Below are 26,315 nucleotides of genomic sequence, written 5' to 3'. Positions count from 1 at the left end.
TCAAACCTTGGTGAGCCAGTGGGCGTATTGGGGGTTGCGGCCATTGACGATGTCAAAGAACGCCGTCTGGATTTTTTCGGTAATGGGGCCGCGGCTACCACAGCCAACCTCCAAGCGGTCAAGCTCGCGAATCGGCGTTACTTCAGCGGCGGTGCCGGTAAAGAAAGCTTCGTCGGCGATATAAACTTCATCGCGCGTGATGCGTTTTTGCACAATCTCCAACCCCAAATCCTTGGCGATGTGGAAGATAGTGTTGCGGGTAATGCCATTGAGCGCACCGGCAGACAAATCGGGGGTGTAAATCACGCCATTTTTGATGACGAAAACATTCTCACCGGCACCTTCAGACACAAAACCGGCGCTGTCGAGCAACAAAGCCTCGTCGTAGCCATCGTCGGTGGCTTCCATGTTGGCCAAAATGGAATTGCTGTAGTTGCTCACCGCCTTGGCCTGCGTCATGGTGATATTGACGTGGTGGCGCGTATAGCTAGAAGTCTTGACGCGGATACCGCGCTTCATGCCTTCTTCGCCCAAATAAGCACCCCAAGCCCAAGCAGCGGCCATCACATGAATGGTGTTGCCCTTGGGCGAAACGCCCAGCTTTTTGTCGCCAATCCAGACCAAGGGACGAATGTAGCCGCTCTCGAGCTTGTTTTCACGAATGACGGCCTTTTGTGCCTCATTGACCTCTTCTTTGCTGAAGGGCAACTTCATGCGCAAAATTTTGGCACTGTTGAACAGGCGGTCGGTGTGCTCTTCCAAGCGGAAGATGGCTGTACCGTTGACCGTGTTGTAGGCGCGCACGCCCTCAAAAACGCCGCAGCCATAGTGCAGGGTGTGTGTCAGCACGTGGATTTTGGCATCGCGCCAATCCACCATCTGGCCGTCCATCCAGATTTTGCCGTCACGGTCGGCCATCGAGGGAATCACGGGGCTCATGGGTATCCTTTGGGGGTTGCAGGGATTCGCAAAACCCAAGATTTTACGGCGTGGGGGCCGCCGTGGCAGCATCTGTGCCCGTCTCAGACACACTGGGGCGCTGCAATTGCCACTGCACCAGCTTGCCATGCTGGAATTCGCACTCCACCCACGAGCCGCTGGCATCCGTCCAACGGTAAATTTCGGGCTGCGTCTCGGCGGGCGATTGCAGTTGCCCCAACGACCGTGTCATGGCAATCACATGCAGCAAACTGACACCAGCGCGCAGCTTGGCATGGAGCATGACCGCACTGCCCACATGGCCGATGGGGCGATCGGCCGCCTTTTTCAGCACATTCATCAAGCGGGTGAAATGCAGCAGCAGCCACATCAACACGCCCCCCCCTACGGCGGCCACCCCCGGCCAACCATAAGAGCGATAGCCCACCCACAGCAGACCCACCACCAATATGGGCACCAGAATATTGCGCAAGTTCATGGCGCGATTGTCGTATGGCCCAAGGGCTGTGGCACTTGTGGAGAGTGCGTAGGGCGGGCGCTGCTGTTCAGCCCATGCTGCGCACCACTTCCATGGCCTCATCCACCCGCTCCACCGCATGAATCGTCAAGCCTTCTATGGGCTTTTTGGGTGCGTTGGCTTTGGGCACCACCGCGACGCTAAAACCCAACTTGGCCGCTTCTCTGAGGCGCTCTTGACCGCGCGGTGCTGGGCGTACCTCACCGGCCAGGCCCACTTCACCAAACGCCAAAAAGCCTTTGGGTAAGGGCTTGCCACGCAAGCTGGAAGTAATGGCCAGCATCACGGCCAAATCGGCGGCGGGTTCGCTGATTCGCACCCCCCCCACGGCATTGACAAACACATCCTGATCCGCACAGGCCACCCCGGCATGGCGGTGCAACACCGCCAGCAGCATGGCCAATCGGTCACGCTCCAAGCCCACCGATAAACGGCGCGGGCTGACGCCCCCCCCATCGACCAAGGCCTGAATTTCCACCAGCAATGGGCGCGACCCTTCCAAAGTCACCAACACACAACTGCCAGGCACCGGCTCGCTGTGTTGGCTGAGAAAGATTGCACTGGGGTTAGCCACCCCCTTGAGTCCCTTTTCAGTCATGGCAAAAACGCCAATTTCGTTCACGGCACCAAAGCGGTTTTTGATAGCACGCACCAACCGAAAGCTGCTGTGCGTGTCGCCCTCAAAGTAAAGTACGGTGTCGACCATGTGCTCCAACACGCGCGGCCCGGCCAGTGCCCCCTCCTTGGTCACATGGCCCACCAACACCACCGTCACCCCCGAGGATTTAGCCATGCGCGTCAGGTGTGCCGCACATTCACGCACCTGAGCCACCGACCCCGGTGCCGAGCTGAGTTGGTCAGAGTACACCGTTTGAATGGAATCAATCACTGCCACCGCTGGCTGCACAGCCTCTATGGTGGCCAGGATTTTTTCTAGCTGAATTTCTGCCAACACCTGCACTTGGCTGTGATCGACCCCGAGGCGACGCGCACGCAAAGCCACTTGGGCACCGCTTTCTTCGCCTGTCACATAGAGCGTGGGCAGCCCCACCCGCTGCAAGGCATCTAGCGCCTGCAATAGCAAAGTCGATTTGCCAATGCCAGGGTCTCCACCAATCAGCACCACACCGCCCTCGACAATACCGCCGCCGAGCACACGATCGAGCTCCTCAATGCCGCTGGGGGTACGGGCCATGTCGGTGGCCTCGATGGCCACCAACGGTGTCACGGGCTGGGCCGCAGCCAGCCCAGCATGGAGCGAGCCACCATACCTGTTTTTGGACGGGGCCATATTGGCGGCTACTGATTCGGTCAAGGTGTTCCAGGCACCACAACCAGGGCATTTGCCCAACCAGCGCGGGCTGGTGCCACCACATTCATGGCAGGTGAAGATGGTTTTTTCCTTGGCCATAGGGCGCTCCAAAAAGAAACCCGCCACCAGGGCGGGTTGAATGTACTTGAACCGTGCAGCAATCAGGCGGCGGCCAGCCAATAGCCCGCATTGAAGGGGCTGCTCATGCGCAGTGCCAACGGCGAAATATCCACCAATCTGTCCGTAGGCAACGCCTCATCGGCCGATGCCTGTATGTCTATGCCCAACACCGTGACGGGGGCATCAGCGGCCTCGATGGCCCGTTCCACTTGGCCAAGGGATGCAGAACGGGCTACAGAAAAGAATAGAAGCAGCGGAAAGATATCTTACGATCAGCCCAATATTCGGCTGCCTCGCGGAACACATCCAGCAATTGCTCGCGGGCTTCTTTGTCAAATTTGGCGGTGGCCGGAATCTGTTCGAGCACCACCACAAAGCCAGGCTGTGGGCCAGAGCGATGCAGCGGATCGGTCATGCCATCGTGCAGCGTGTCAAAGTTTTTGCCACATTGCGCCGGAAAGGTGAACTGTTGTGCGATCAGATCCAGCACATCCTGTTTGGACTGCGCATGGGCGAGGTTGGCGTAAAGAAAATGGTGCCCCAGTGCAATAGCCGCCTCCTGCAAATCCTGCACGCGAAAAGCACGAATGGATTGCACAATGTTGGCGCGCACGCTGCGCAGGGGATTGTCTTGATCTTTACGAAGTGGCATGTCCATCTCCGCTTCTCTTTCTTAAAGTCCAAAAACTGGGGGCGCCCCGGCCCGCTGCAAGCGGCTGCGTCCGGGACGGATGGCTTAGACAGACCAAGCCAACGCCGCAGGGCGGGGCGGGCCGGTACACGATCTGACAAAAACAGGCGTAGTGGTCACTGCTGGTAGTCACACACTGAAAGAGTCTGGGGCAGGCCCACGGGCCAAGGAGGTGGCGCCATCCGGGTGGCAACGCCAGAGAAGATACCTCCGGCAGTGTGGATGCACATACGAACACAGCGCCCAGAACGCTGGCAAACTTCCGCTTTGCACAACTGCCCGGCGATGGCCTTCAGCATGGATACACCTTTCAGAAACTGCGGGTTTACCCGAAATTTCAAACTGGTAGTGTGACGCAAACCCCCCTAAAAAGCAAGAGCCTGCCCAATATTTAGGCAGGCCCAAAGAGGTCAATGGCCGAGGCAGATCATGGCCTGCGGCCAACAGCTTCAGCGTTGCACGTTGGCATCGGCCACCGTCAGGGCCGTCATGTTAACGATGCGACGCACTGTGGCACTGGCCGTCAAAATATGCACCGGCTGGGCCGCTCCGAGCAGCACCGGGCCAATGGCAATATTGCCGCCAGCAGCGGTTTTAAGCAAGTTGTAGGCAATGTTGGCTGCATCAATATTGGGCAGCACCAGCAAGTTGGCATCACCCACCAAAGTGCTGCTGGGCATCAGCGCAGCCCGTGCGGCACCATCGAGCGCCACATCACCGTGCATCTCGCCATCGACCTCCAGCCACGGGGCTTGCACACGCAACAAATCCAGTGTGTCACGCATCTTGATGGCGCTAGGCTGGTTGCTGGAGCCAAAGTTGGAGTGGCTCAACAGGGCCACCTTGGGTTTGATACCAAAGCGCACCATTTCTTCGGCAGCCATGATGGTGATTTCTGTCAGCTGCTCGGCACTCGGGTCGTAGTTGACATGGGTATCGACCAGAAACACTTGGCGATCGGGCAACAGCAGGCCGTTCATGCAGGCATAGGTGTTGACGCCAGCACGTTTGCCAATCACTTGGTCAATGTAGTTCAGGTGCATGGGATTGGTGCCCCAAGTACCACAGATCAGGCCATCGACTTCCCCTTTGTGCAGCAGCATGGCCCCAATCAGTGACAGACGCCGACGCAGCTCAATCTTGGCAATGGGCACCGTGATGCCCTTGCGCTCGGTCAGGCGGTGGTAGGTTTGCCAGAAGTCGTGGTAACGGTGGTCGTTTTCTACGTTGACCACGTCGTAATCGATGCCTTCTTTTAAGCGCAGGCCAAATTTTTCGATGCGTTGGGCAATCACTGGCGGACGACCAATCAGGGTCGGACGGGCCAGATTCTCATCCACCACAATTTGCGCGGCACGCAGCACGCGCTCTTCTTCGCCCTCGGCATAGGCCACGCGCTTGCGCTGGGCCTTTTTTGCGGCCTGGAAAATCGGCTTCATGGTCGTGCCCGAAGCGTAGACGAAGGTTTGCAGATGGTCGCTGTAAGCGACCATATCGGCAATCGGGCGCAGCGCCACACCGCTATCGGCAGCAGCCTGGGCCACGGCAGGTGCAATCTTCATCATCAAGCGCGGATCAAAGGGCTTGGGGATGAGGTACTCTGGGCCAAAAGCCAACGGCTCACCCACATAGGCAGCCGCCACCACTTCGCTTTGCTCTGCCTGTGCCAGTTCGGCAATCGCATGCACAGCGGCAATCTCCATCTCCAGGGTGATGGTGGTAGCTCCGCAGTCCAACGCCCCCCGGAAAATGTACGGAAAGCACAGAACGTTGTTAACTTGGTTGGGATAGTCAGAACGCCCCGTGGCCATGATGGCATCGTCGCGCACCGCCTTTACGTCTTCAGGCAGGATTTCGGGATTGGGGTTGGCCAAGGCAAAAATCAAGGGTCGAGCGGCCATTTTGGCCACCATGTCTTTCTTGAGCACACCACCGGCCGACAGCCCCAAGAACACATCCGCACCTTCAATCACTTCGCTCAGAGTGCGGGCACTGGTTTTTTGTGCAAAGACAATTTTGTCTTCGTCCATCAGCTCAGTACGGCCTTCATAAACCACCCCAGCCAAGTCTGTGACCCAGATGTTCTCGCGCGGGATGCCCAGCTTGACCAACAGCCCCAAGCAGGCCAGTGCGGCTGCGCCTGCGCCCGAAGTGACCAGTTTGATGGTTTTGGGGTCTTTGCCTGCCACCTTCAAGCCGTTGAGGATGGCGGCACCCACCACAATCGCCGTGCCGTGCTGGTCATCGTGGAAGACCGGAATCTTCATGCGCTCGCGCAGCTTGCGCTCAATGTAGAAGCAATCGGGCGCCTTGATGTCTTCCAGATTGATACCACCAAAGGTGGGCTCTAGTGCGGCAATGATTTCGACCAGTTTTTCGGGGTCTTTCTCGTTGATCTCGATGTCAAAGACATCAATGCCCGAGAACTTCTTGAACAGTACGCCCTTGCCCTCCATCACTGGTTTGCCGGCCAAAGGGCCAATATCGCCCAAGCCCAGCACGGCGGTGCCGTTGGTGACCACACCCACCAGGTTGCCCCGGCTGGTGTACTTGAAGGCCGCTGCCGGGTCTTTGACGATTTCTTCGCAAGGGGCTGCCACACCAGGAGAGTAGGCCAAGGCCAGATCATGCTGGTTGACCATTTGCTTGGTGGCAGCAATGGCGATTTTGCCTGGCTTGGGAAACTCGTGGTACTCCAAGGCAGCGCGGCGCAACTGGGCTTTTTTGTCGGGCGTATTGGCCGACGTGGATTCAGGCATGGTGCTTCTCCAGCGGGTAGTGGAGCAGCGGTGCGCTGGTGGATTGCCAAGGAGGCACCGTTGGCTCCTGTGAGGGGAGGGCGATTGTAGACCTGTGCCTGCGCCACGGACGACACCACCGCACAAGCCACACTGCACAGTGCTGTATTGACTTGCCAAACATCAAATTGCCAAATTCGACGTTTCTGTTAGAACCATAGGCAGCAGCAGCCCAACAATGGCTCGAACATCTGCTGTGATGCCCATCCATGCCATAGAGACAAACCGTTTCTCCCCAATTTATGAAAACCATCCAACAGATGTTTCGGGTGTTGCTGCTCACGATTGCAGCCACGGCCTGCGTTTTGGCTTTTGCGCTGTACCGCTTGGGGGCAGCCAATACCCAATTGGCCAATATCAACCACAACCGATATGCCTCTTATCTACTGGCCGATGAGTTGCGCCAAAGTTCGGACGATCTGACCCGTCTGGCCCGCACCTATGTGGTGTCGGGCGATGCAGCCTACGAGCGCCAGTATTTTGAGATTCTGGACATTCGCAACGGCAAACAGCCGCGGCCCCAACACTACGACAAAATCTACTGGGACTTCCGTGCGGCGGGTCTGGAAGTGCCCCAAGGCACGGATGCGGCCACCTCATTACAAACACTGATGAAGCAAGCTGGCTTTACCGAAGCGGAGTTTGCCAAGCTCAAAGAAGCCGAGAACAACTCCAACGAACTGGTGCAGACCGAGACCATCGCCATGAATTTGGTCAAAGGCCAATTGGCTGATGGCAAGGGTGGCTTTACCTTAGAAGGTGCTCCCGACCTAGAAAGGGCGCGGGCCATGATGCACGACAAGAACTACCACCTGTTCAAAGCCAAGATCATGAAGCCGGTGAACGAATTTCTCTACCTGCTTGACCAACGCACTGCCGCTGCCGTAACCCAAGCCGAGAGCGACAAAAATTTCTGGTATGGCGTTTTGCTGCTGATTGCGTTGGTCAATGTGTTAGTGGCCGCTTTGGGTCTGTGGCTGTTCAAAAACCAAATCATGCGCCTGATCGGTGCTGAACCCGCAGTGGTGCGCCAGGCCGCCGAAGCCGTGCGGGCGGGCAATCTGGCACAGCACATTTCTGTGGCTGCCACAGACAGCGGCAGTGTGATGGCGGCCATGAAGACAATGCAGGATCAACTGGCCACGATGGTGGCCCATGTGCGCAGCAATGCCGAAAACGTGGCCACCTCTAGCGCAGAAATTGCCCAAGGCAACCAAGACCTGTCGGCGCGCACCGAGCAGCAAGCCAGCGCACTCGAAGAAACGGCAGCCTCCATGGCCCAATTGGGTGCTACCGTGCAGCAAAACGCCGAAAACGTCAAAACGGCCAATGCGTTGGCTGTTCATGCCTCTGAAATTGCGGGCGAAGGCGGCCAGGTGGTTGCCCAGGTGGTTCACACCATGCAGGGTATCAATACCGCCTCACGCCAAATTGCCGACATCATCGGCGTGATCGACGGCATCGCCTTCCAGACCAATATTTTGGCCCTCAATGCAGCGGTAGAAGCGGCACGGGCGGGTGAACAGGGCCGAGGGTTTGCGGTGGTGGCCTCCGAGGTGCGCAGTCTGGCGGGGCGCTCGGCTGCGGCGGCCAAAGAAATCAAGGCGCTGATCGACAACAGTGTGGCCCAAGTCAGCCAAGGCTCAGCCTTGGTAGATCAGGCGGGTCTGAAAATGCAGGACGTAGTGCAAAGTATTCAACGCGTCACCGACCTGATGGGCCAGATCAACAGCGCCACCAGTGAGCAAAGCCTAGGTATCCGGCAGGTGGCAGAAGCCGTGACGCAAATGGACCACACCACCCAGCAAAACGCCGCCTTGGTGGAGGAAAGTGCCGCCGCCTCGGCCAGTCTGCGTGAACAGGCCATGCGCTTGACGGGGCTGGTCAGCCAGTTCCAGCTTGGCGAGCCCCCACACCACCCCGCGCAAAAGCAGCCCTTGCTACGCTAAGTCAGGCCTTGGTATACACCGCCGCAGAAACGGAACACAATTCACCAAGCACCCATCCCCCACCTCCTACACCTTGGACAGGATCGCAACCATGTCTTCCCTTGCTTCGATTGGCAGCTCCGGTATGCGGGCAGCCCAAATGCGTTTGGACGCTTCGGCCCACAATGTGGCCAATGCCAACACCCCCCACTACCGGCGTACGGCGGTAGAGCAAGAGGCGGCCCCAGACAACGCCGGAGTGCGGGCGCGTATGGAGCGTGAAAGCAACGAAAAGGTCGCACTGGAAAAAGAGGCAGTAGAGCAAATTTCGGCCACCTACTCCTTTGCTGCCAACCTGCTGTCGGTCAAGACCGAAAGCCGTCTGATGGGCTCCTTACTGGACGAACGGGCCTAAACAGCCCCCACCCTGCGGTGGGCTCGAGCCAACCCAAGCACCTTGGCCGGGCGCTATGATGGTTGTTCCTTTTGCATTTTTCTACCTCTGACGCCACCGGGAGCAAGCATGGCCCTCTTTGATTTCATCAAGAAGCAGTTCATTGACATCCTGCAATGGACAGAAGAAAGCGACGGCACGCTGGCTTGGCGTTTTCCGATGGAGGGCATGGAAATTCAGAACGGCGGCACGCTGGTGGTGCGCGAGTCGCAAATGGCGGTGTTTGTCAACGAAGGACAGGTGGCCGATGTGTTTGGCCCCGGCACCTACAAGCTGACCACGCAAACCCTGCCCGTGCTGACTTACCTGAAGAACTGGGACAAGCTGTTTCAATCGCCGTTCAAAAGCGATGTTTATTTCTTCAGCACCCGCCAGCAAATTGACCAAAAATGGGGCACGCCCCAACCCATCACCATTCGCGACAAAGATTTTGGTGCCGTGCGTCTGCGCGCCTTTGGCAACTACGCCTACCGTGTGGCCGACCCCAAACTGTTCCACACCGAGATTTCCGGCACCCGCGAGGCCTACACCGTGGCCGAGGTGGATGGTCAGTTGCGCGGTTTGGTGCTGCAAAACATCAGCAACGCCATTGCCAGCAGTGGCGTACCTTTTCTGGACTTGGCAGCCAACCAACTGATGTTTGCCAATGCCCTGTCCAAAGAGCTAGAACCCGCCTTTGCCAAGATTGGGCTCAAATTAGAGACCCTGACGGTACAAAACCTGTCACTGCCCGAAGAGTTGCAAAAACTACTCGACCAGAAAATTGGCATGGGCATGATCGGCAACGACATGGCCAAGTTCATGCAGTACCAAACGGCACAGGCCATTCCGCAATTTGCTGCGGCTGCTGGGCAAGCGGGTGGCGGTGGGGGCAGCATTGCCGGTGATGCGATGGGCTTGGGTGCGGGCATGGCGATGGGCCAATTACTGGCGCAAAACCTGCAATCGGGCTTGGGCGGGGTTCATGCTGCGCCAGCACCTACTGCACCCGCCAATGCCACGCCAGCGCCAGCGGCTGCGCCTGTAGGCATTTCGCCCGATGAGGTGATGTCCACCCTTGAAAAACTGGCCGACCTTAAAGCCAAGGGCATCCTGACACAGGAAGAGTTCGACGCCAAAAAGGCCGAACTGCTGAAAAAACTGGTCTAAGCGGCCCGGATGGCCACCGATACCCCCCAACGCAGCTACCGTGCGCCCTGCCCCGGCTGTGGCGCGCCGGTGGAGTTTAGAAGTGCGCAGTCCACACATGCGGTTTGTGGCTACTGCCAAAGCACCGTGGTGCGCAGTGGCGATGTGCTCACGCGGCTGGGCAAGATGGCCGAGCTGTTTGACGACCACAGCCCCTTACAACTCATGGCCAGCGGGCGCATCCAGTTGGATGGGCAGCATGTGCCATTCACGCTGATTGGGCGCCTGCAATACAAGGCCGACACTGGCACTTGGACAGAATGGGTGGCTTTCCTCAACGATGGCAGCACGGCCACATTGGGCGAAGACAACGGCGCCTATGTTTTTACCCGCCCAGTAGATCCGGGGCGCAACCTGCCAGCGGCCAGCCAGTTTCGCGTGGGCATTACCACTGCCATCAATGGCAAGCCCTACAGTGTGGCTGCCAACGTACAAGCGGCACTGATGTCTGCCCAGGGCGAACTGCCCAAGCTGCCCGCGCTGGGAGAGCCATTTGGCATCGTTGAGTTGCGCAGCGAGGACGGCGAGGTGCTGTCCATAGACTATGGCAGCCAGCCCCCCAAGGTAGAACGTGGCCGGGCCATCCAACTGGAAGACCTGCACTTGCAGGGGCTGAAAGAAGAATCGGTCAAAGAAGAAAAAGGCCGCCAGTTCAACTGCCCCCACTGCGGGGCGCCCGTGACTGTGCAACTCAGCAGCACCAAAAGCGTGACCTGCCCCTCCTGTGCCAGCATCATCACCCTGGATGCTGGGGTGGGCGCAGAGTTGCACCACGCCCTGCAAAATGAGCCTGTGCAGCCGCTGATTGCACTGGGCAGCTTGGGCCAGTTGGAGGGGGTGCATTGGCAGGTGGTGGGCTTCCAGCACCGTATGGGCCAAGAGCCAGACGACGACGAACAGTTTGGCTGGAGCGAATACCTGCTGTTTCACCGCAAGCGTGGCTTTTGCTTTTTGGTCGATGCCGAAGATGGTTGGAGCTTGGTACGCCCCACTACCGGTGCCCCCAAAGTAGCGGGCGGGGGTAAGACAGCCAGCTATCTGGGCAGCAGCTACGAACTGCAATACAGCTACAACGCCGAGACCACTTATGTGCTGGGTGAGTTCTACTGGCCCGTAGTGCGCGGCCAAAAAACTTTTAACCGTGACTTTGCTGGCCCCAAAGGCCTGCTGTCCATGGAGCAAACACCCCAAGAGGTGACTTGGTCGCACGGCAACAAGCTCAGCAGCGACAAGGTAGCCGCAGCCTTTAAGCTCGATGGCAACAAAAACCTGTTCAAACGCGAAGATGCAGCCCCGCTGTCCAGCAGCTCGGGCATAGGCTGTGGCACCCTCATTCTGATTGCCATCGTCATCATCATCATCTTGGTACTGTTGAGCAACTGCTCCAACAACTCCAGTGGCTCGGGGGGTAGCTACCGCAGTTCAGGTGGCTCGTTTGGCGGCTTCTCCACCGGCGGTGGTCATAAATAAACTTTTTTCCGGAGATCATCATGGGACTTGAATGGCTGCGACCTGCTGCATTTTTTGGCTCAATCCTGTTTGCACTGGTGGGCGTGCTGGTGTTCTGGATCAGCTTCATCATCATTGACAAAATCACCCCCTACGATCTGTGGGGCGAAATTGTCGAGAAACACAACAAGGCACTGGCAATGGTCGTGGCCGCCATGTGTCTGGGCATCAGCATCATTGTGGCGGCAGCTATCCACGGCGGTTAAGCCACCCCCTGATGGCTGGCTGCTGCGTCAGCCACCCCACCCCTCAGCACATGCGGGCCTGGTATGGCCCGCACGTCTTTTGCTTTCTAAAAACTCCTCTGATTTCATCCATGTCTAGCCCCCTGACACCCCCCACCCCAGCCACGTCCGCCTCTGAGACCCTGCAATGGAGCGATGCCTTCTTGTTGGGCTTTACGCCGATGGATGACATTCACCACGAGTTTGTCACACTGGTCGGCCAATTGCAGACGGCTCCTGAGACTGAACTGCCTGCTTTGCTCGAGGCTTTTATCGTCCACGCCCAAAAACACTTTGACGAAGAAAAGACCTGGATGGTGGAGACGGAGTTTCCCGCCCGTGACTGCCATATTGATGAACATGCAGCCGTGATGAACTCGGTGCTGGAAGTTCGCGGCCTGCTGGCCCAAGGCAACACCACCGTCTGCCGCGAGTTGGCCGATGAGCTGGCCCGGTGGTTTCCGGGCCATGCCGACTATCTGGATTCGGCCTTATCGCACTGGATGTGTCAAAAACGCTTGGGTGGCAAGCCCGTGGTACTGCGGCGCAATGTGGCTTCGGCCTGACGGTGCCTGAGTCCACACCATGACACCACACAGCCCCCGCCCCATCGACATTGCCCTGCTGGCCAGCGTGTTTGTGGTGGCGGCTTGCGGGCTACTGTATGAACTGGCTGCCGGGGCGTTGGCGTCTTATCTGCTGGGCGATTCGGTCTTGCAGTTTTCTACCATCATCGGCACCTATTTGTTTGCGATGGGGGTGGGCTCTTGGTTGTCGCGCTACCTAGAGCGCCAGCTGCCTGCACACTTTCTGCGCATCGAGCTGCTGGTGGCGCTGGTAGGAGGCACCTTGCCCGCAGTGCTGTTTATTGCCAATGCCTATGTGCCAGGGGCTTTTCGTCTGTTGCTCTACAGCATGGTGCTGCTGGTGGGCACCTTGGTGGGGTTGGAGATTCCGTTGGTCATGCGGATTCTCAAACGCAATGTGGCGCTCAAAGATTTGGTCTCGCAGGTGCTCACATTTGATTATTTGGGCGCACTGGCGGTATCGCTGGCCTTTCCGTTGTGGTTAGTGCCCCAATTGGGGCTGATTCGCACTGGCTTGCTGTTTGGTCTGCTCAATGCCGCCGTGGGGCTGTGGGCGCTGTGGCTGTTTCGCCATGAGCTGCGTCATCTGTTGGCCCACACCTTGGCCTGCCTGTTGGTGTTGCTGACCTTGCTTGCCGCCTTGTGGGGTGCGGAACACATCACCACTTTTGCTGAAGACAAGTTCTACCAAGATCGCATCGTTTTTACCGCGGCCTCACCCTACCAGCGCATCGTGGTCACACATGGCAAGGCCGGACATCGGCTTTACCTCAATGGCAATTTGCAATTTGCCCAGCGGGACGAATACCGCTACCACGAGGCCTTGGTGCATCCGGCCATGTCTGCCCACGGTGCCCCACGCAAAGTAGCGGTGCTGGGTGGCGGCGATGGCATGGCCGTGCGCGAAATCCTCAAATACCCCTCGGTGGAGTCGGTCACGCTGGTGGAGCTAGATCCTGCAATGACACGGCTATTTAGCCAACACCCAACACTCGCACAACTCAACAGCCATGCCTTGAGCAACCCCAAGGTACACATTATCAACACCGATGCCTTTCAGTGGCTGCAAGACACGACCGAGATGTTTGATGTGGTGGTGGTGGATTTTCCTGACCCCACCAATTTTGCGATTGGCAAGCTCTATACCCACAGTTTTTATGCGCTGCTAGAACAACGCTTAGCGGCCAGCGGCTATGCCGTGGTGCAAACCACCTCGCCACTGGTAGCGCGGCGCAGCTTCTGGACGGTGGTGCAAACCATTGAATCGGTGGGGCTGCAAACCATGCCCTACCATGCCCATGTGCCCAGCTTTGGCGAGTGGGGCTTTGTGATTGCAAGCCGCAGGCCTTGGCGCATGCCCGAGGCGCTGCCCGCCGGCTTGCAATTTCTCAATCTGCCCACCCTAGAGTTGCTGCGGGATTTTCCGCTGGATATGGCGCGTGTGCCCACTGAGGTTCACCGGCTATCCAATCAGGTGCTGGTGCATACCTACGAACAGGAATGGGGACTGGTTGGGCACTGATGGCACATTTCGTTCAGAATGTTCTGTCCTTGTCCCGCTGCTTTGGTGCCCATTGTTCATGCTTGATTCGTTTTTTTTGAGCGGTGCGGACCGTCCTGCCCTGCTGTGGCAGCAACATGATCCGCAACTGGTGGCGCTGTCCATCTTGTTAGCCATCTTGGCATCGGTCATGGCGTTGCACATGGCTGCGCTGGCGCAGCGGGCGCAGGGCCGCATGGCCCGGCACACGGCCCTGCTGACTGGTGCCCTGGCTCTGGGCAGCGGCATTTGGGGTATGCATTTTGTGGGGATGCTGGCCTTTGATTTGTGCGCCAGTGGCCATTTCGATGCCCTGCTCACCCTGCTGTCCATCGTACCGGGCGTGCTGGCATCGTGGGCCGCATTGGCTCTGCTGACCCGCTCCGAACTCACAGGGCGGGCCTTGGTGGGAGGGGGTATCGTGGTGGGTGCCGGCATTGGCACCATGCACTACTTGGGCATGGCCGCCTCCGAAATGGCCCCACTGACGCGCTACGACCCCTGGGGTTTTGCCCTGTCTATTGTGCTGGCGGTGCTTTTTGCCATTTTGGCGCTATGGGTGCGCTTCGGGCTACAGCGCCGTGTGCGCTGGCAGCCGTGGCAAGGCAATTTACTGGCGGGCAGCGTCATGGGGCTGGCCATTTCAGCCATGCACTACACCGGCATGAATGCTTTGCGCTTTACCAGTCCGACGAGCGTGGACGGATCTGGCGATTCGACCAGTCAGATCCTGCTGGCACTGGCCGTTGCAGTGGTCACAGTGTTTGCGGGGGCACTGGTGGTAGCCATCAACGTAGGCTTGCGTTTTAGGCAACTGTTTCTAGAGGCGCAGCGCAGCGAGTCACGCCTGCGCGCTGTGATGGATACCGCCGTAGACGGCATCATCATGATTGATGCACATGGCACCGTGCAGTCCTACAACAGCGCCGCGCAGCGCACCTTGGGCTGGAGTGCCGCAGAAGTGCTCGGGCGCAATGTCCACATGCTCATGCCCGATCCACACCACAGCGCACACGATGGCTACCTGCGCCACCATCTGGATACCGGGGAAGCGCGCATCATTGGCACCGGACGCGAAGTGGAGGCGCTGCACAAAGATGGCACATTGGTGCCCATTCACTTGGCGGTGGGGCGGGTGCAACTGCCGGGGCCACCACTGTTTGTGGGCTTTCTGACCGATATCCGCCAGCGCCGCGAGATGGAGGCCTCGCTGCGCGACAGCGAAGAGAAATTCCGGTCGCTGATCAGCAACATCCCTGGCGTTACCTTCCGAGGCCAAATCAGTGGCACTTGGCGTTTGCTGTTCATCAGTGAGGCCGTACACACCCTGACGGGCTGGGCCGCAGAGGACTTTCTGGCGGGGCGTATCCGGCTTGCCCATCTGGTGCCCCCCGACGACTGGCAAACTGTACAAACTGCGGTGGCCCAAGCTGTAGCGCAAGGCCGGGCTTTTCAGGTGGAATGCCGGTTGCGCCACCGCGATGGCTCGCTGCGCTGGGTATCGAGCACAGGCAGGGGCGTGGCCGATAGCCATGGGCAGATGCAATGGGTGGATGGCGTGCTGTTAGACACGACCGACCGACACGCCCGCAATGCAGAATTTGAAAGCACTGTGCGTGCTATCTGGCGATCGCAGGCCGTGGTGGAATTTGACCTGCAAGGTCGGGTGCTGACGGCCAATACCAACTTTCTCAACCTGACGGGCTATAGCTTGGCCGAAATTCAGGGCCAGCACCACCGCATTTTCTGCACACCCAGCTATGTGCAAGATCCGTCGTATGGAGCCTTATGGGCACAACTGGCCGGTGGCGAAATTGCGGCGGGCGAGTTTTTGCGTTTGGGCAAACATGGGCGCGAGGTGTGGATCTATGCCACCTACAACCCGATTTTTGATGCCGAAGGCCAGCCGTTCAAAATCATCAAATTTGCTACCGACCTGAGCCTGCGCCGGGCAATGGAACAAGAATTACGCCAAGCCAAAGAACGGGCCGAACAGGCTGCTGCCGCACGCAGCATGTTCTTGGCTAACATGAGCCATGAGATTCGCACCCCGATGAACGCCATCATTGGCTTTACCGAGGCTCTGCAAGACTCACCACTCAATGCCGTGCAGCGGCGCCACCTAGGCACCGTACACCATGCAGCACGCTCCATGCTGCGGCTGCTCAACGATATTCTGGATACGGCCAAACTGGAAAAAGGTGCAGTAGAACTGGAACTGGCCGATTTTTCACTGCGTGAGCTGTGCGCACAGATTTTGGCCTCCTTGCGCATCACAGCCCAACGCAAAGCACTGGCGCTGGTGTTGGACTATCCAGATAGCGTGCCCGACATGCTGCACGGCGATGCGTTGCGGGTGCAACAGATTTTGGTCAACCTGTTGGGCAATGCTCTCAAGTTCACCGAACAAGGCCATGTCACGCTGCATGTGGCCTACCACGAAGGCGTACTGGCCCTGGACGTGCAAGACACCGGCATTGGCATTGCCCCCGACAAGCTCGAGCGCATTTTTGACCCCTTTGCACAGGCCGATGCCTCCACCACGCGCCGCTTTGGTGGCACCGGGTTGGGCACCACCATCTCACGCCAACTCAGTGAGCTCATGCAAGGCAGCATCAGCGTTACCAGCACGGTGGGCCAGGGCAGCACCTTCTGTGTGCGCCTGCCGTTGCCGTTGGGCAAAACCACCACGCCAGCCCCTATCGCTCCCACCAGCAGTTTGCGCCCTCTGCGCATTTTGGCCGCAGACGATGTAGCACACAACCTAGAGCTGCTGCAACTGACGCTGACCCGCAGCAACCACCAAGTCGTGCTGGCCCACAGTGGCGAGGAGGCCGTGGCACTGTTCATGCAAGATCCGTTCGATCTGGTGCTGATGGACTTGCAGATGCCCGGCATTGATGGCTTAGAAGCCACCCGGCGCATTCGTACCTTTGAACAGGCAGAACAACGCCGTCCAGTGCCCATCATTGCCTTGTCGGCCAGTGTGCTGGAACAAGATAGGCGCAACGCCTTGGCCGCAGGGATGGACGGCTTTGCCGACAAACCATTGGAGCCCGCCCGCCTGCAAATGGAAATGGCCCGGGTGCTGGGCATCCGCCCTGTCTCCAGCCCTATGGTGGCTGCCCCCCCTGCGCTCTTGTGGGCTCCTGGGCCAGAGCCTGCCATTGATTGGGAAAAGGGTCTGCGCCTATGGACACGGATGGATTTGCTGCGCAATGCGCTGGAGCGTTTCCTGCAAGACCACCAAAACACACCGGCCACCGTGTCAATCTTGCTGGCACAAGAAGACTGGGCCGGACTGCTGGCTGCGGCCCACCGATTGGGCGGGGCCGCAGGCAATCTGGCCTTGGGGCCACTGCACAGCTTGGCCCAACAGCTAGAGCAAGCAGCACACCATGCCGATGGCACACGCGCCCAAACGCTGGCACAAGCCTTGTCTGGTGCCCTCGCAGCTGCTAGCCAATGCTTGGAAGCAACGCAAACCAACGCCACGGCACCCGCCGTTGACCTGACAGCCCCTGCACGGCTGGATGCGCAGCAACAGACGCAGGTAGCGATGGCGCTGGGGCATTTGCGCACGGCACTGGCACAGGCAGAGCTTCCAGAAGCCCCTCTGCAAGCCCTCGCGCAACTGCCACCCGCCCTCATGCTGGAGCCCTTGCAACAAGCCATAGACCACTTCGATTTTGACCGGGCACAGCAGTGCCTAGCAACCTTGCAGGCACAAATGGCGCCTGCTGCTGGTAAGGAGCCCGCCTGATGTATCCACCCCAAGACCACCGACCACGACTCCTGCTGGTGGACGATGAGCCCACCAACCTGCAAGTGCTACGCCACTTGTTGCAGGCCGACTACCGCCTGCTGTTTGCCACCGACGGCAACCGCGCTCTTGAAGTGGCACGCCAGCAGCACCCCGACCTGATCTTGCTGGATGTGATGATGCCGCAATTGGATGGGCATGGCGTGTGCCGTGCCCTCAAGCAAGACCCATGCACCGCCACCATTCCGGTGATCTTCATCACGGCACTGACCGACCACGATGACGAAGCCCGTGGGCTAGAGATGGGCGCCGTGGACTACATCACCAAACCCGTCAGTGGCCCGGTGGTGCGCGCACGCGTGCGCACACACCTATCGCTGGTTCACATGGACGAGCTGCGCGAGACACGCTTGCAAATTGTGCAACGTTTGGGCCGTGCAGCCGAGTACAAAGACAACGAAACCGGGATGCACGTCATCCGCATGAGCCACTATGCCCAGCAACTGGCACTGGCCGCTGGCTATAGCCCGGCATGGGCCGAAGATCTACTCAATGCGGCACCTATGCACGATGTGGGCAAAATTGGCATTCCAGACGCCATTTTGCGCAAACCCGGCAAACTCGATGCCTCCGAGTGGGACGTCATGCGCCGCCATCCCGAGATCGGCGCCCAAATCATCGGGGAGCACACCTCTGGGCTACTGCAACTGGCCCACTCCATCGCCCTAAACCACCACGAAAAATGGGATGGCAGTGGTTACCCCCGCGGCTTGGCAGCAGACGCCATTCCCATAGAAGCCCGTATGGTGGCGCTGGCCGATGTGTTTGATGCCCTGACTGCACGGCGCCCCTACAAAGAACCCTGGAGCCTGGAGAGCACGCTGGCCCACATCCAAGCCCAAGCAGGCCAGCACTTTGACCCAGAGTTGGTGCCCCTGTTTGTAGCACTGGTACCGCAGCTGTTAGAAATCCAACGGCGCTGGGCCGATTGAGCACCGATGCAGCGGCGCCACTTCATCGCCAGCACAACCACCCTGGTGAGCACGGGGCTGGTGGGCTGCCAGCCCGCCCCCCCTCCTGATCTTCCCGGAGGTTTTACAGGGATCAACCTGATGCGCGGCCATGCCCTGCGTGAACGCCTAGGCACCGGCCCACTGCCCACACCCCACACCGTGCGCCACACACGGGTGGTCATTGCAGGAGCCGGGGTAGCCGGGCTGGCAGCCGCACGAGGGCTGCAACTGGCAGGCCTGCATGACTTTGTGCTGCTAGAACTGGAAGACCAACCCGGTGGCAACAGCCGCGGGGGCAAGGTGGGCGGCATGGCCTGCCCACTGGGTGCCCACTACCTGCCCTTGCCCGGAGACGATGCCCCAGAAGTGCAAGACTTGCTTGAGGAGCTGGGTCTGCGCCAACGCGTAGCTGGGCGCTGGCAATACGACGAGCGCCACCTGTGCCACAGCCCACAAGAACGGCTCTTTTTTCAAGGCCACTGGCAGGAAGGGCTGCTGCCAACGCAAGACATAGGAGCCAACACACAGGCCCAATACCGCCAATTTTCTCAGGCAGTCGAGCGCCTGCACCAACAAGCGCACTTTGCCATGCCTGCGCTCAAGACCTGGCAGGCACGCCAGCGCCTGCACCCTACCCACCAACAACTCGATGCCTTGCCTTTTGCCCAATGGCTAGAACAGCAAGGGCTGAACGATCCCTATCTGCGCTGGTATCTGGACTACTGTTGCCGTGACGACTATGGTGCCAGCACAACACAGGTCTCCGCCTGGGCAGGCATCCACTACTTTGCCAGCCGACATGGCTTTCATGCTCCGGGCGACAGTGCCCATGGCGAGCGTGAAGGCGTGCTCACTTGGCCCGAAGGCAATGGCTGGATCACCCAGCGGCTGGCCACACCACTGCAAACAGACGGCCGATTGCAGCCTGCCACCTCGGTGCTGCGCATTGCGCAAGAGCGCCACAATGTTCAGGTAGATGTGTTTAACCATGCCACGCACACCTTAGAACGCTGGCAAGCGCAACGTTGCATTGTGGCACTGCCAGTATTTATCGCTGCCCGAGTCGTACAACCCACGCCCCCATTTTTGCGCGAGGCAGCCCAACGCCTGCGCTGGGCCCCTTGGCTGGTAGCCAATATCCAGATAGTGGCACCACTGCAAGACCGCCCCGGCGCAGCCCCCGCTTGGGACAACGTGCTGTATGGCGATACCAACCTGGGGGGGCTGGGCTATGTCGATGCCGGGCACCAGCGGCTAGACCCCCGCACCGCACCCACCGTTCTGAGCTACTACCAGGCCTTGGGTGATCTGCCAGATGGCCGCGCTCAACTGCTACAACGCCCGTGGACACATTGGCGCGATGCCATCCTGTCCACACTGGATACACCACACCCCGACTTGCGCCAGCGTGCCGTACGGATGGACATCACCCGTTACGGCCACGCCATGAGCATTCCGGTGCCCGGCACGCAACAGTTCCTGAGTCAGATTGGTCTATCGACCCCTGCAAACCAAGGCCCATACCGGGCCAACGGAGAACGCACCGCACTGCGCCCGCTCCCCGCGACGGCCCGACTGGCTTTTGCCCACAGCGACTGGGCAGGCTACTCGGTGTTAGAAGAAGCCTTTACACGCGGGCACCATGCCGGACTGTGGGCTAGCACCGCCCTTTGAAGTTCCCCCGTTGCACTCAAGGCAGACAGTGGGTCAGCTCTATGGGCACTATCTGGGCAGTCAGCTGGCCCGCACTATCGCGTAACAGTGGACACAAGGCCATATCAATGCCCTGTAGCGTGTGCAAAGCCACCACGAGGTATTGCTGACGCCCATCGGGCTGGAACACCGGCGTGCTCCCCTCCAAAGGCGTGACCTGCTCCTGCACAGCCAGTGCCGCCGGAAACACATGCACCGCCAGCACCACAGGCCCAATTTGCGCCTGCAACGCCGCATACTCGCGGGTCGATGAGGTCAGGCTGGCCCGGATAAAAGTCGCGAGCTTGCCAGCAGCCTCTTCCGACCCATGAAAAGCGCGCATGGCCTGGGCACCAGCGCCAGCCAAACGGCAACTTTGAAAATCCTGCCCCTGCGCAGGCTGGCCAATCAGAAACAACGCTGGGTCAAATTGACCATCACGGGCCAACATAGAACTGGCCATGCCAGCACAATGGGCATAGGCAGCCTGCAACAAGGCGGAGGAGGGTTGAAAAATCGAGTTCATGGGGAGAACCTTACTACAAGCCCGCCCCCACGTTGGTGAATGGCTCAACCCGGCCCTGGCCGCGTGCCATCACAGTCGGGCGAGTGCACACAACCCCAAAACCGCTGACCAGCCTGTGGGCCTCTGCGGGCCAGACGCAACAGCATAGGTGCGGCACACACTGGGCATGGGGGTGGCGCGTCCACAGCATGGCTGTGGGCCGATGCGCGCCCCGCCTCTATAGAGCCAGCGGCTGGCCCCGACCTAGGCTGGGCGGCCACTGGAGCGCCCACAGGGACAGGCCGTGGCGCGGGTGGCGGCACACGCCGAGAAGTGGGTGGCACTGGGGCGGGTGTGGGGGGCGTCTGCGCCACCGGCACCGGTCGTGCCGACTTGTGCCGGAAGATCTCCTTGGCTTGGGTCTGGTGCAGCCACTGCAATAACGCTGGGCCATCAATCAGCGACAAATTGCGCCCTTGGGCAAACTCACGCGCTGGCTTGGTAAAACGCCCAGACGTGACCACAAAGCCGCCATCGGCACCTTTGGCCGTCATCAAGCCAAACATCTCGCGCACCACCTCCACACTGACGCGAAAGGCTTTCCACTGCTTGCACTGCACCAAAAATTTTTCGCCGTTGCGGCGCAAAATCAGGTCGATGCCCCCATCGGCACCGCCACCGCCGGTCTCTTCCACTTGGTAGCCCAAACGGCGAAACACCTCACCCACCAGCACTTCAAACTCTTGCCAGGTGATGTCGTCCAACGCATCGACAGCTGGGTTGGCCGTCACTTGTTGCAGCAGTTGCGTGCGCTTGCGCTGCTCACTCCAGGCCAGCCACGACCCAGCCAAACACAGTGCGGGCAACACATACTGGCCAATGGTGGCCAACCCACGCACCAACAAGGTGCCCAAATGCTGGTACAAACTGACCAAGCTATGAACTTCAGGGCGGGGCTGGCTGGCAACGTAGTGCAAACCCACATAAAACGCCACAGCCAACAAGGCCCCCAGCCACCAAGGCAACCAAGCTGCCACGCCAATGGCGCTGCGGGTCAGTGCCTGCAACTCGCCCATCACGGTGGGATCTTCTTGCTTACGACGTGCCATCACCCGCCCTCCGCAGCATCAGCCCAAGTGCTTCCCAACAATACCCGCCAACTCAAACATGGTGATTTGGGGCTTGCCAAATACCGGCAGCAGCTTGGCATCGGCATTGATAGCCCGCTTGTTGCTGGCGTCCTGCAAATCGTGTGCGCGCACATACTCCCAAATCTTCTTGATGACCTCGGTATGGGCCACGGCACCTTCACCAATCACTGCGGCCAGTGCTGCACTGGGCAGTTTGCCTGCTGCGGGCTGGCGCGGGGCTTTGGCGGCTTTGGCCGCTTTGTTGGCCGCTGGCTTGGTGGTTTTGGCAGCCACTCCGGCTTTGGCCGGGTACTTGGATTCGCGCGGCTCAAACTCAAAGTTAACCTTGCCAGCAGCTTTGTCCCAAACCAAAAATGCCTTAAAGGCCCGGCGGGTGCGCTGGCTGACAAACTTGTCGAGCAGGTCGGTTTTGCCCACCGTCAGCAGCTTGTGCATTTGCTCACGCTCCACCGGCTGTTGCAGAATGACCGTGCCACTCTTAAAGTTGCAGGTCGCCGCCGGTTGCGCTGTCGTGGCTACGGCATGGCTACACACATAGTGGCTGCCATGCTCATACACAGGCGCCCCACACTGGGGGCAAGCACCCAGCGACTGCTGGCCCGCAAAGCTCACTACCTCACCGCTGTCAATGGCGTTCTTGTCTTCGCCAAAATCAAACTCTAGCTTGTAGTTGTGTGCCTCCTCATCGTAGGCCAACACAATCTCAGCCACAAAAGGCCAGCCCGCCTTGGAGCGAAACCCCTCCAGCGGCCCAATACGGCGCTGGGCCAGCAACTGCTCTGCCTCTACCGGCTCAAAAGTACGCCCAGCAGGCGATTTACCAAATGAGAATCCGCATGACTCTGCCCCCGACTTGCCCACGCAGGCATAGCGGCGGTAGTTTTCTTTTACCGCACCACCACAATTAGGGCATGGGGCTTGCAACTGCACATAGTCGCCGGGGATGGTATCTCGGTCGTACTCTTTGGCTTTTTTGACCATGCGCTCGGTCATGGTGGCAATCTCGGTCATAAAGCTGTCGCGGCTCAGTTGGCCCTTTTCCATCTGCGCCAACTTGTATTCCCATTCGCCGGTCAAGTCGGCACGCGAGAGCTCCTGCACCCCCAGCCCGCGCAACAGCGTCATCAACTGAAACGCCTTGGCCGTAGGAATCATCTCGCGCCCTTCGCGCAGCATGTATTTCTCGGTCAACAAGCCCTCAATGATGGCCGCCCGAGTGGCTGGCGTGCCCAAACCCTTTTCGCGCATGGCCTCACGCATGGTTTCGTCTTCTACCTGCTTGCCCGCGCTTTCCATCGCCCCCAGCAGGGTGGCTTCAGAATAGCGCGCTGGGGGGCGGGTTTTGAGCGCCTTGGGGTCGGCCTGCTGGGCCAGTGGCTGCTCACCGGGTTGCACTGGCACCAGATTTTGGCCCTTATCGCCTTCTTTGGCATCTTGCACCTCGCTGGCAGCATCTTTGCCATAGATAGCCAACCAGCCCGGCTTGACTAGCACCTTGCCCTCGGTTTTGAAGTGGTGGCTCTGCCCCGCATGCTCCACTTTGCTGATGCGCGTGGTCACCAAGTATTCAGCACTGGGGAAAAACACCGCCATGAAACGGCGCACAACCAAATCGTAGAGTTTTTGTTCAGCCTCACTCAAATCGCCCGGTGCTTGCAGGGTGGGGATGATGGCAAAGTGGTCTGACACCTTGGTATTGTCAAAAATACGCTTGTTGGGCCGGATATAGCCTTGGCTCAACGCCATTTGGGCATAGGGAGCCAAGTGCGCCATACCGCTGCCTGCCAGCATGGCAAAGGTCTGCTGGGCCACTGGCACATAGTCTTCGGGCAAAGCGCGCGAATCGGTACGTGGATAGGTCAGGGCTTTGTGGCGCTCGTACAGGCTTTGTGCCAGTGCCAATGTGGTCTTGGCCGAAAAGCCAAACTTGCTGTTGGCCTCGCGTTGCAGGCTGGTCAGATCAAACAGCAAACCACTGGCCTGCGTGCTGGGCTTGCTTTCTTCACTGACCTGGGCCGGGCGTCCGCGCACCGCATCGGCAATGGCTTGGGCCTGTGGTGCCGACCACACCCGGTCGGCACGCTGTTCGGGGTCGTCGGTTTTTTTCCACTGCGGATCAAACCAGCGCCCCAGATAGTCCCCCGCTTGGGCAGCAAAGCTGGCATGGATTTCCCAATAATCACGGCTGATAAATTTGCGGATTTTTTCTTCGCGCTCCACCACCAGCGACAGGGTTGGCGTTTGCACCCGACCCACCGTGGTCAGAAAAAAGCCGCCATCGCGCGAGTTAAATGCCGTCATGGCACGGGTACCATTGATACCCACCAACCAGTCTGCCTCGGAGCGGCTGCGGGCTGCATCGGCCAGCCCCTGCATCTGGGCATCACTGCGCAACTGCTGAAAGCCATCGCGAATCGCCTGTGGCGTCATCGACTGCAACCACAGCCGCTGCACTGGCTTGCCCAAAGGCTTGTTGCCACCAGCGTACTGCTCAATCAACCGAAAAATCAGCTCGCCCTCGCGCCCGGCATCGCAGGCATTGACCAATTGGGTCACATCCTTGCGTTTGGCTTGCTTGACCACCGCCGCCAAACGGCTTTTGGTTTTGTCTACCGGTTTGAGGTCGAAATACGGCGGAATCACTGGCAAATGGGCAAAGCTCCACTTACCGCGCTTGACATCAAACGCCTCCGGCGCTTGGATTTCTACCAAATGGCCCACGGCGCTGGTGACCACGTAGCGTTCATTCTCAAAATGGTCGTCGTACTTGTCAAACTTGCCCACCACTGGGGTAAGGGCACGCACAATGTCTTGGGCTACCGAAGGCTTTTCTGCAATGACCAGGGTCTTGCTCATGGGGCAATTTCTCTCTATGGGGAATTTGTGCATCCGGCGTGTCTGGCCGGGCGCTCCTACAATCTGTGTTCTTCGCGCGTACACGCGCACGCGCATGTGTGCCCATTGAAGTTAACAGAGTTTTGCCATGCCCCGCACCGCGCCTTCCATCACCCCTTCCGGGGGCCGCCGCATCCAGACCCGCCGCTCGGGGGTTCATGGCAAAGGCGTCTTTGCCCTGCAAGACATTGCCGAGGGCGAAGTCATCATCGAGTACACCGGCCAGATCATCAGTTGGGAGGAGGCACAAAACCGCCACCCACACGATCCGCTGCAACCCCAGCATACCTTCTACTTCCATGTGGATGAAGACCGCGTCATTGATGCCTTCTTTGGCGGCAACTCCTCACGCTGGATCAACCACAGTTGCGCCCCCAACTGCTACGCCGACGAGCGCGAAGGCCGCATCTTCATCACCGCCCTGCGCAACATTGCCGCCGGAGAAGAGCTGAACTACGACTACGGCCTGATGCTGCAAGAGCGATACACCGCCAAACTCAAGGCCCAATACCCTTGCTGGTGCGGCAGCAGCACATGCCGCGGCACCTTGCTGGCCCCCAAACGCGGCTGGAGGCCTCCCATGCCATCCTCACCCGTTTCCCCCATCCAGTCCACCACCCAAGAGCGTTCCGCATGACTGCTGCCTTGCATTGGCCCGCCGAGGCACTGTGGGAAACCATCTCTGCCCAATGGCCGCGCTTTACCGTCGAAGTGCTACCCCGCATCGACTCCACCAACACCGAGCTTATGCGCCGCGCCCGTGCAGGCCAGTGCGATCCCATTTTGCTGGTAGCCGAGGCACAAACTGCCGGGCGGGGTCGGCTGGGCCGCCAGTGGCAAGGCCAGCCCGGCGACTCATTGATGTTCTCACTGGGTTTGCCACTGACACCACCAGACTGGTCGGGTCTGTCACTGGCCGTGGGCGTGAGCGTTGCCGAAAGCCTGCAACCCGTGCTGCCACCACCAAACAGCCCACAACCCCGCTTAGGCCTCAAATGGCCCAACGATTTGTGGCTTTGTGATCAGCACAGCGATCGCAAACTCGGCGGCATTCTGGTAGAAACCGCCAACTTCATAGCCCCCCAGACCCCCGCCACCGCCACCAGTACCCGCTATGTGGTCATCGGTATCGGCATCAACGTGCGCCCGCAAGACAGCACTGGGCTGTCTCTGCCTGCCGCCTGCCTGCAAGAAATTGATGCCCACATCGACGCCCCGACCGCCCTGATGCAGACAGTGCCTGCATTGGTCTGCATGCTTCAGGCCTTTGAACATTATGGTTTTGGCCCAGTGCAAGCCCGCTTCGATCTGCGTGACGTACTACAAAACCGCCCCGTGGTACTCAGCGATGGTCAAACGGGCACCGCACATGGCATTGGTGAAGATGGCGCACTGCGCGTCATGACCGCCTCGGGCATGCAACACATCACCAGCTCCGAAATTAGCGTGCGTCCTGCCCATGCAGCCGCAACCCTGCCAGCCTGAACCG

At 59.3% G+C, this 26,315-nt stretch carries 21 protein-coding genes; 12 read left to right on the top strand and 9 right to left on the bottom strand.

Annotation, left to right across the window (positions count from 1 at the left end; genetic code table 11):
* The 6 genes from ACYVB2_RS12305 to ACYVB2_RS12280 form a co-directional block, all read right to left on the bottom strand.
* Complete coding sequence (locus ACYVB2_RS12305) at positions 1 to 939, bottom strand: branched-chain amino acid transaminase (RefSeq protein ID WP_382433462.1); 939 nt, start codon at positions 937 to 939, stop codon at positions 1 to 3.
* A 43-nt stretch (positions 940 to 982) separates the two neighbouring features.
* Complete coding sequence (locus ACYVB2_RS12300) at positions 983 to 1,417, bottom strand: glycerate kinase (RefSeq protein ID WP_382433464.1); 435 nt, start codon at positions 1,415 to 1,417, stop codon at positions 983 to 985.
* Positions 1,418 to 1,484: 67 nt separating this feature from the next.
* Complete coding sequence (gene radA, locus ACYVB2_RS12295) at positions 1,485 to 2,867, bottom strand: DNA repair protein RadA (RefSeq protein ID WP_382433466.1); 1,383 nt, start codon at positions 2,865 to 2,867, stop codon at positions 1,485 to 1,487.
* A gap of 62 nt (positions 2,868 to 2,929) precedes the next feature.
* Positions 2,930 to 3,097 carry a hypothetical protein gene (locus tag ACYVB2_RS12290; protein ID WP_382433468.1) on the bottom strand — a complete coding sequence of 56 codons (168 nt, stop codon included), beginning with the start codon at positions 3,095 to 3,097 and terminating at the stop codon, positions 2,930 to 2,932.
* Positions 3,098 to 3,120: 23 nt separating this feature from the next.
* Entirely contained in the window at positions 3,121 to 3,546 is a 426-nt protein-coding gene (locus ACYVB2_RS12285) for a barstar family protein (RefSeq protein WP_382433470.1), read from the bottom strand.
* Positions 3,547 to 4,028: 482 nt separating this feature from the next.
* Positions 4,029 to 6,338, bottom strand: coding sequence for an NADP-dependent malic enzyme (locus ACYVB2_RS12280; protein ID WP_382433472.1), 2,310 nt, complete (start codon positions 6,336 to 6,338; stop codon positions 4,029 to 4,031).
* Positions 6,339 to 6,619: 281 nt separating this feature from the next.
* Between ACYVB2_RS12280 and ACYVB2_RS12275 the strand changes: the two genes are divergently transcribed.
* From ACYVB2_RS12275 to ACYVB2_RS12230, 10 genes are all read left to right on the top strand, one after another.
* Complete coding sequence (locus tag ACYVB2_RS12275; RefSeq protein ID WP_382433474.1) at positions 6,620 to 8,326, top strand: methyl-accepting chemotaxis protein; 1,707 nt, start codon at positions 6,620 to 6,622, stop codon at positions 8,324 to 8,326.
* A gap of 91 nt (positions 8,327 to 8,417) precedes the next feature.
* On the top strand, positions 8,418 to 8,720 hold the full coding sequence (locus ACYVB2_RS12270; protein WP_382433476.1) for a flagellar basal body protein: 303 nt from the start codon (positions 8,418 to 8,420) through the stop codon (positions 8,718 to 8,720).
* Positions 8,721 to 8,828: 108 nt separating this feature from the next.
* Complete coding sequence (locus ACYVB2_RS12265) at positions 8,829 to 9,908, top strand: SPFH domain-containing protein (RefSeq protein WP_382433478.1); 1,080 nt, start codon at positions 8,829 to 8,831, stop codon at positions 9,906 to 9,908.
* Positions 9,909 to 9,917: 9 nt separating this feature from the next.
* Positions 9,918 to 11,417 (top strand): DUF4178 domain-containing protein, encoded by a 1,500-nt coding sequence (locus tag ACYVB2_RS12260; protein WP_382433480.1) that lies wholly within the window; start codon positions 9,918 to 9,920, stop codon positions 11,415 to 11,417.
* A 20-nt stretch (positions 11,418 to 11,437) separates the two neighbouring features.
* Entirely contained in the window at positions 11,438 to 11,662 is a 225-nt protein-coding gene (locus ACYVB2_RS12255) for a DUF350 domain-containing protein (protein WP_382433482.1), read from the top strand.
* A 110-nt stretch (positions 11,663 to 11,772) separates the two neighbouring features.
* The gene (locus ACYVB2_RS12250; protein WP_382433484.1) at positions 11,773 to 12,246 is read left to right on the top strand and encodes a bacteriohemerythrin; all 474 of its coding nucleotides are present in this window, start codon (positions 11,773 to 11,775) and stop codon (positions 12,244 to 12,246) included.
* Between the two features lie 19 nt (positions 12,247 to 12,265).
* Positions 12,266 to 13,789 carry a polyamine aminopropyltransferase gene (locus tag ACYVB2_RS12245; protein WP_382433486.1) on the top strand — a complete coding sequence of 508 codons (1,524 nt, stop codon included), beginning with the start codon at positions 12,266 to 12,268 and terminating at the stop codon, positions 13,787 to 13,789.
* A gap of 58 nt (positions 13,790 to 13,847) precedes the next feature.
* Entirely contained in the window at positions 13,848 to 17,570 is a 3,723-nt protein-coding gene (locus ACYVB2_RS12240) for a PAS domain S-box protein (RefSeq protein WP_460536745.1), read from the top strand.
* Positions 17,570 to 18,562 (top strand): response regulator, encoded by a 993-nt coding sequence (locus tag ACYVB2_RS12235; protein WP_382433490.1) that lies wholly within the window; start codon positions 17,570 to 17,572, stop codon positions 18,560 to 18,562. The genes ACYVB2_RS12240 and ACYVB2_RS12235 overlap by 1 nt, the downstream gene beginning before the upstream one ends.
* Before the next feature lie 6 nt (positions 18,563 to 18,568).
* On the top strand, positions 18,569 to 20,257 hold the full coding sequence (locus ACYVB2_RS12230; protein ID WP_382433492.1) for an FAD-dependent oxidoreductase: 1,689 nt from the start codon (positions 18,569 to 18,571) through the stop codon (positions 20,255 to 20,257).
* Between the two features lie 16 nt (positions 20,258 to 20,273).
* On the opposite strand, the gene ACYVB2_RS12225 is transcribed toward ACYVB2_RS12230, so the two are convergent.
* From ACYVB2_RS12225 to ACYVB2_RS12215, 3 genes are read right to left on the bottom strand one after another with little or no spacing between them, the layout of a single operon-like run.
* Positions 20,274 to 20,801 (bottom strand): hypothetical protein, encoded by a 528-nt coding sequence (locus tag ACYVB2_RS12225; protein ID WP_382433494.1) that lies wholly within the window; start codon positions 20,799 to 20,801, stop codon positions 20,274 to 20,276.
* Positions 20,802 to 20,845: 44 nt separating this feature from the next.
* On the bottom strand, positions 20,846 to 21,889 hold the full coding sequence (locus tag ACYVB2_RS12220) for a restriction endonuclease (protein WP_382433496.1): 1,044 nt from the start codon (positions 21,887 to 21,889) through the stop codon (positions 20,846 to 20,848).
* Between the two features lie 18 nt (positions 21,890 to 21,907).
* A complete protein-coding gene (locus ACYVB2_RS12215) occupies positions 21,908 to 24,787 on the bottom strand; it encodes a DNA topoisomerase III (RefSeq protein WP_382433498.1) in 2,880 nt (959 codons plus the stop codon).
* A gap of 127 nt (positions 24,788 to 24,914) precedes the next feature.
* Here ACYVB2_RS12215 and ACYVB2_RS12210 point away from each other — a divergent pair, with 127 nt between their 5' ends.
* Together ACYVB2_RS12210 and ACYVB2_RS12205 are read left to right on the top strand one after the other, a co-directional pair.
* Entirely contained in the window at positions 24,915 to 25,463 is a 549-nt protein-coding gene (locus ACYVB2_RS12210; RefSeq protein ID WP_382433500.1) for an SET domain-containing protein, read from the top strand.
* The gene (locus tag ACYVB2_RS12205; RefSeq protein WP_382433502.1) at positions 25,460 to 26,311 is read left to right on the top strand and encodes a biotin--[acetyl-CoA-carboxylase] ligase; all 852 of its coding nucleotides are present in this window, start codon (positions 25,460 to 25,462) and stop codon (positions 26,309 to 26,311) included. Before ACYVB2_RS12210 ends, ACYVB2_RS12205 begins: the two co-directional genes overlap by 4 nt.
* Positions 26,312 to 26,315: the final 4 nt, after the last annotated feature.

This window comes from Giesbergeria giesbergeri, from assembly GCF_054779375.1.
Note: the sequence above shows the minus strand (reverse complement) of the source record. Positions and strands in the feature narration are given on the sequence as shown.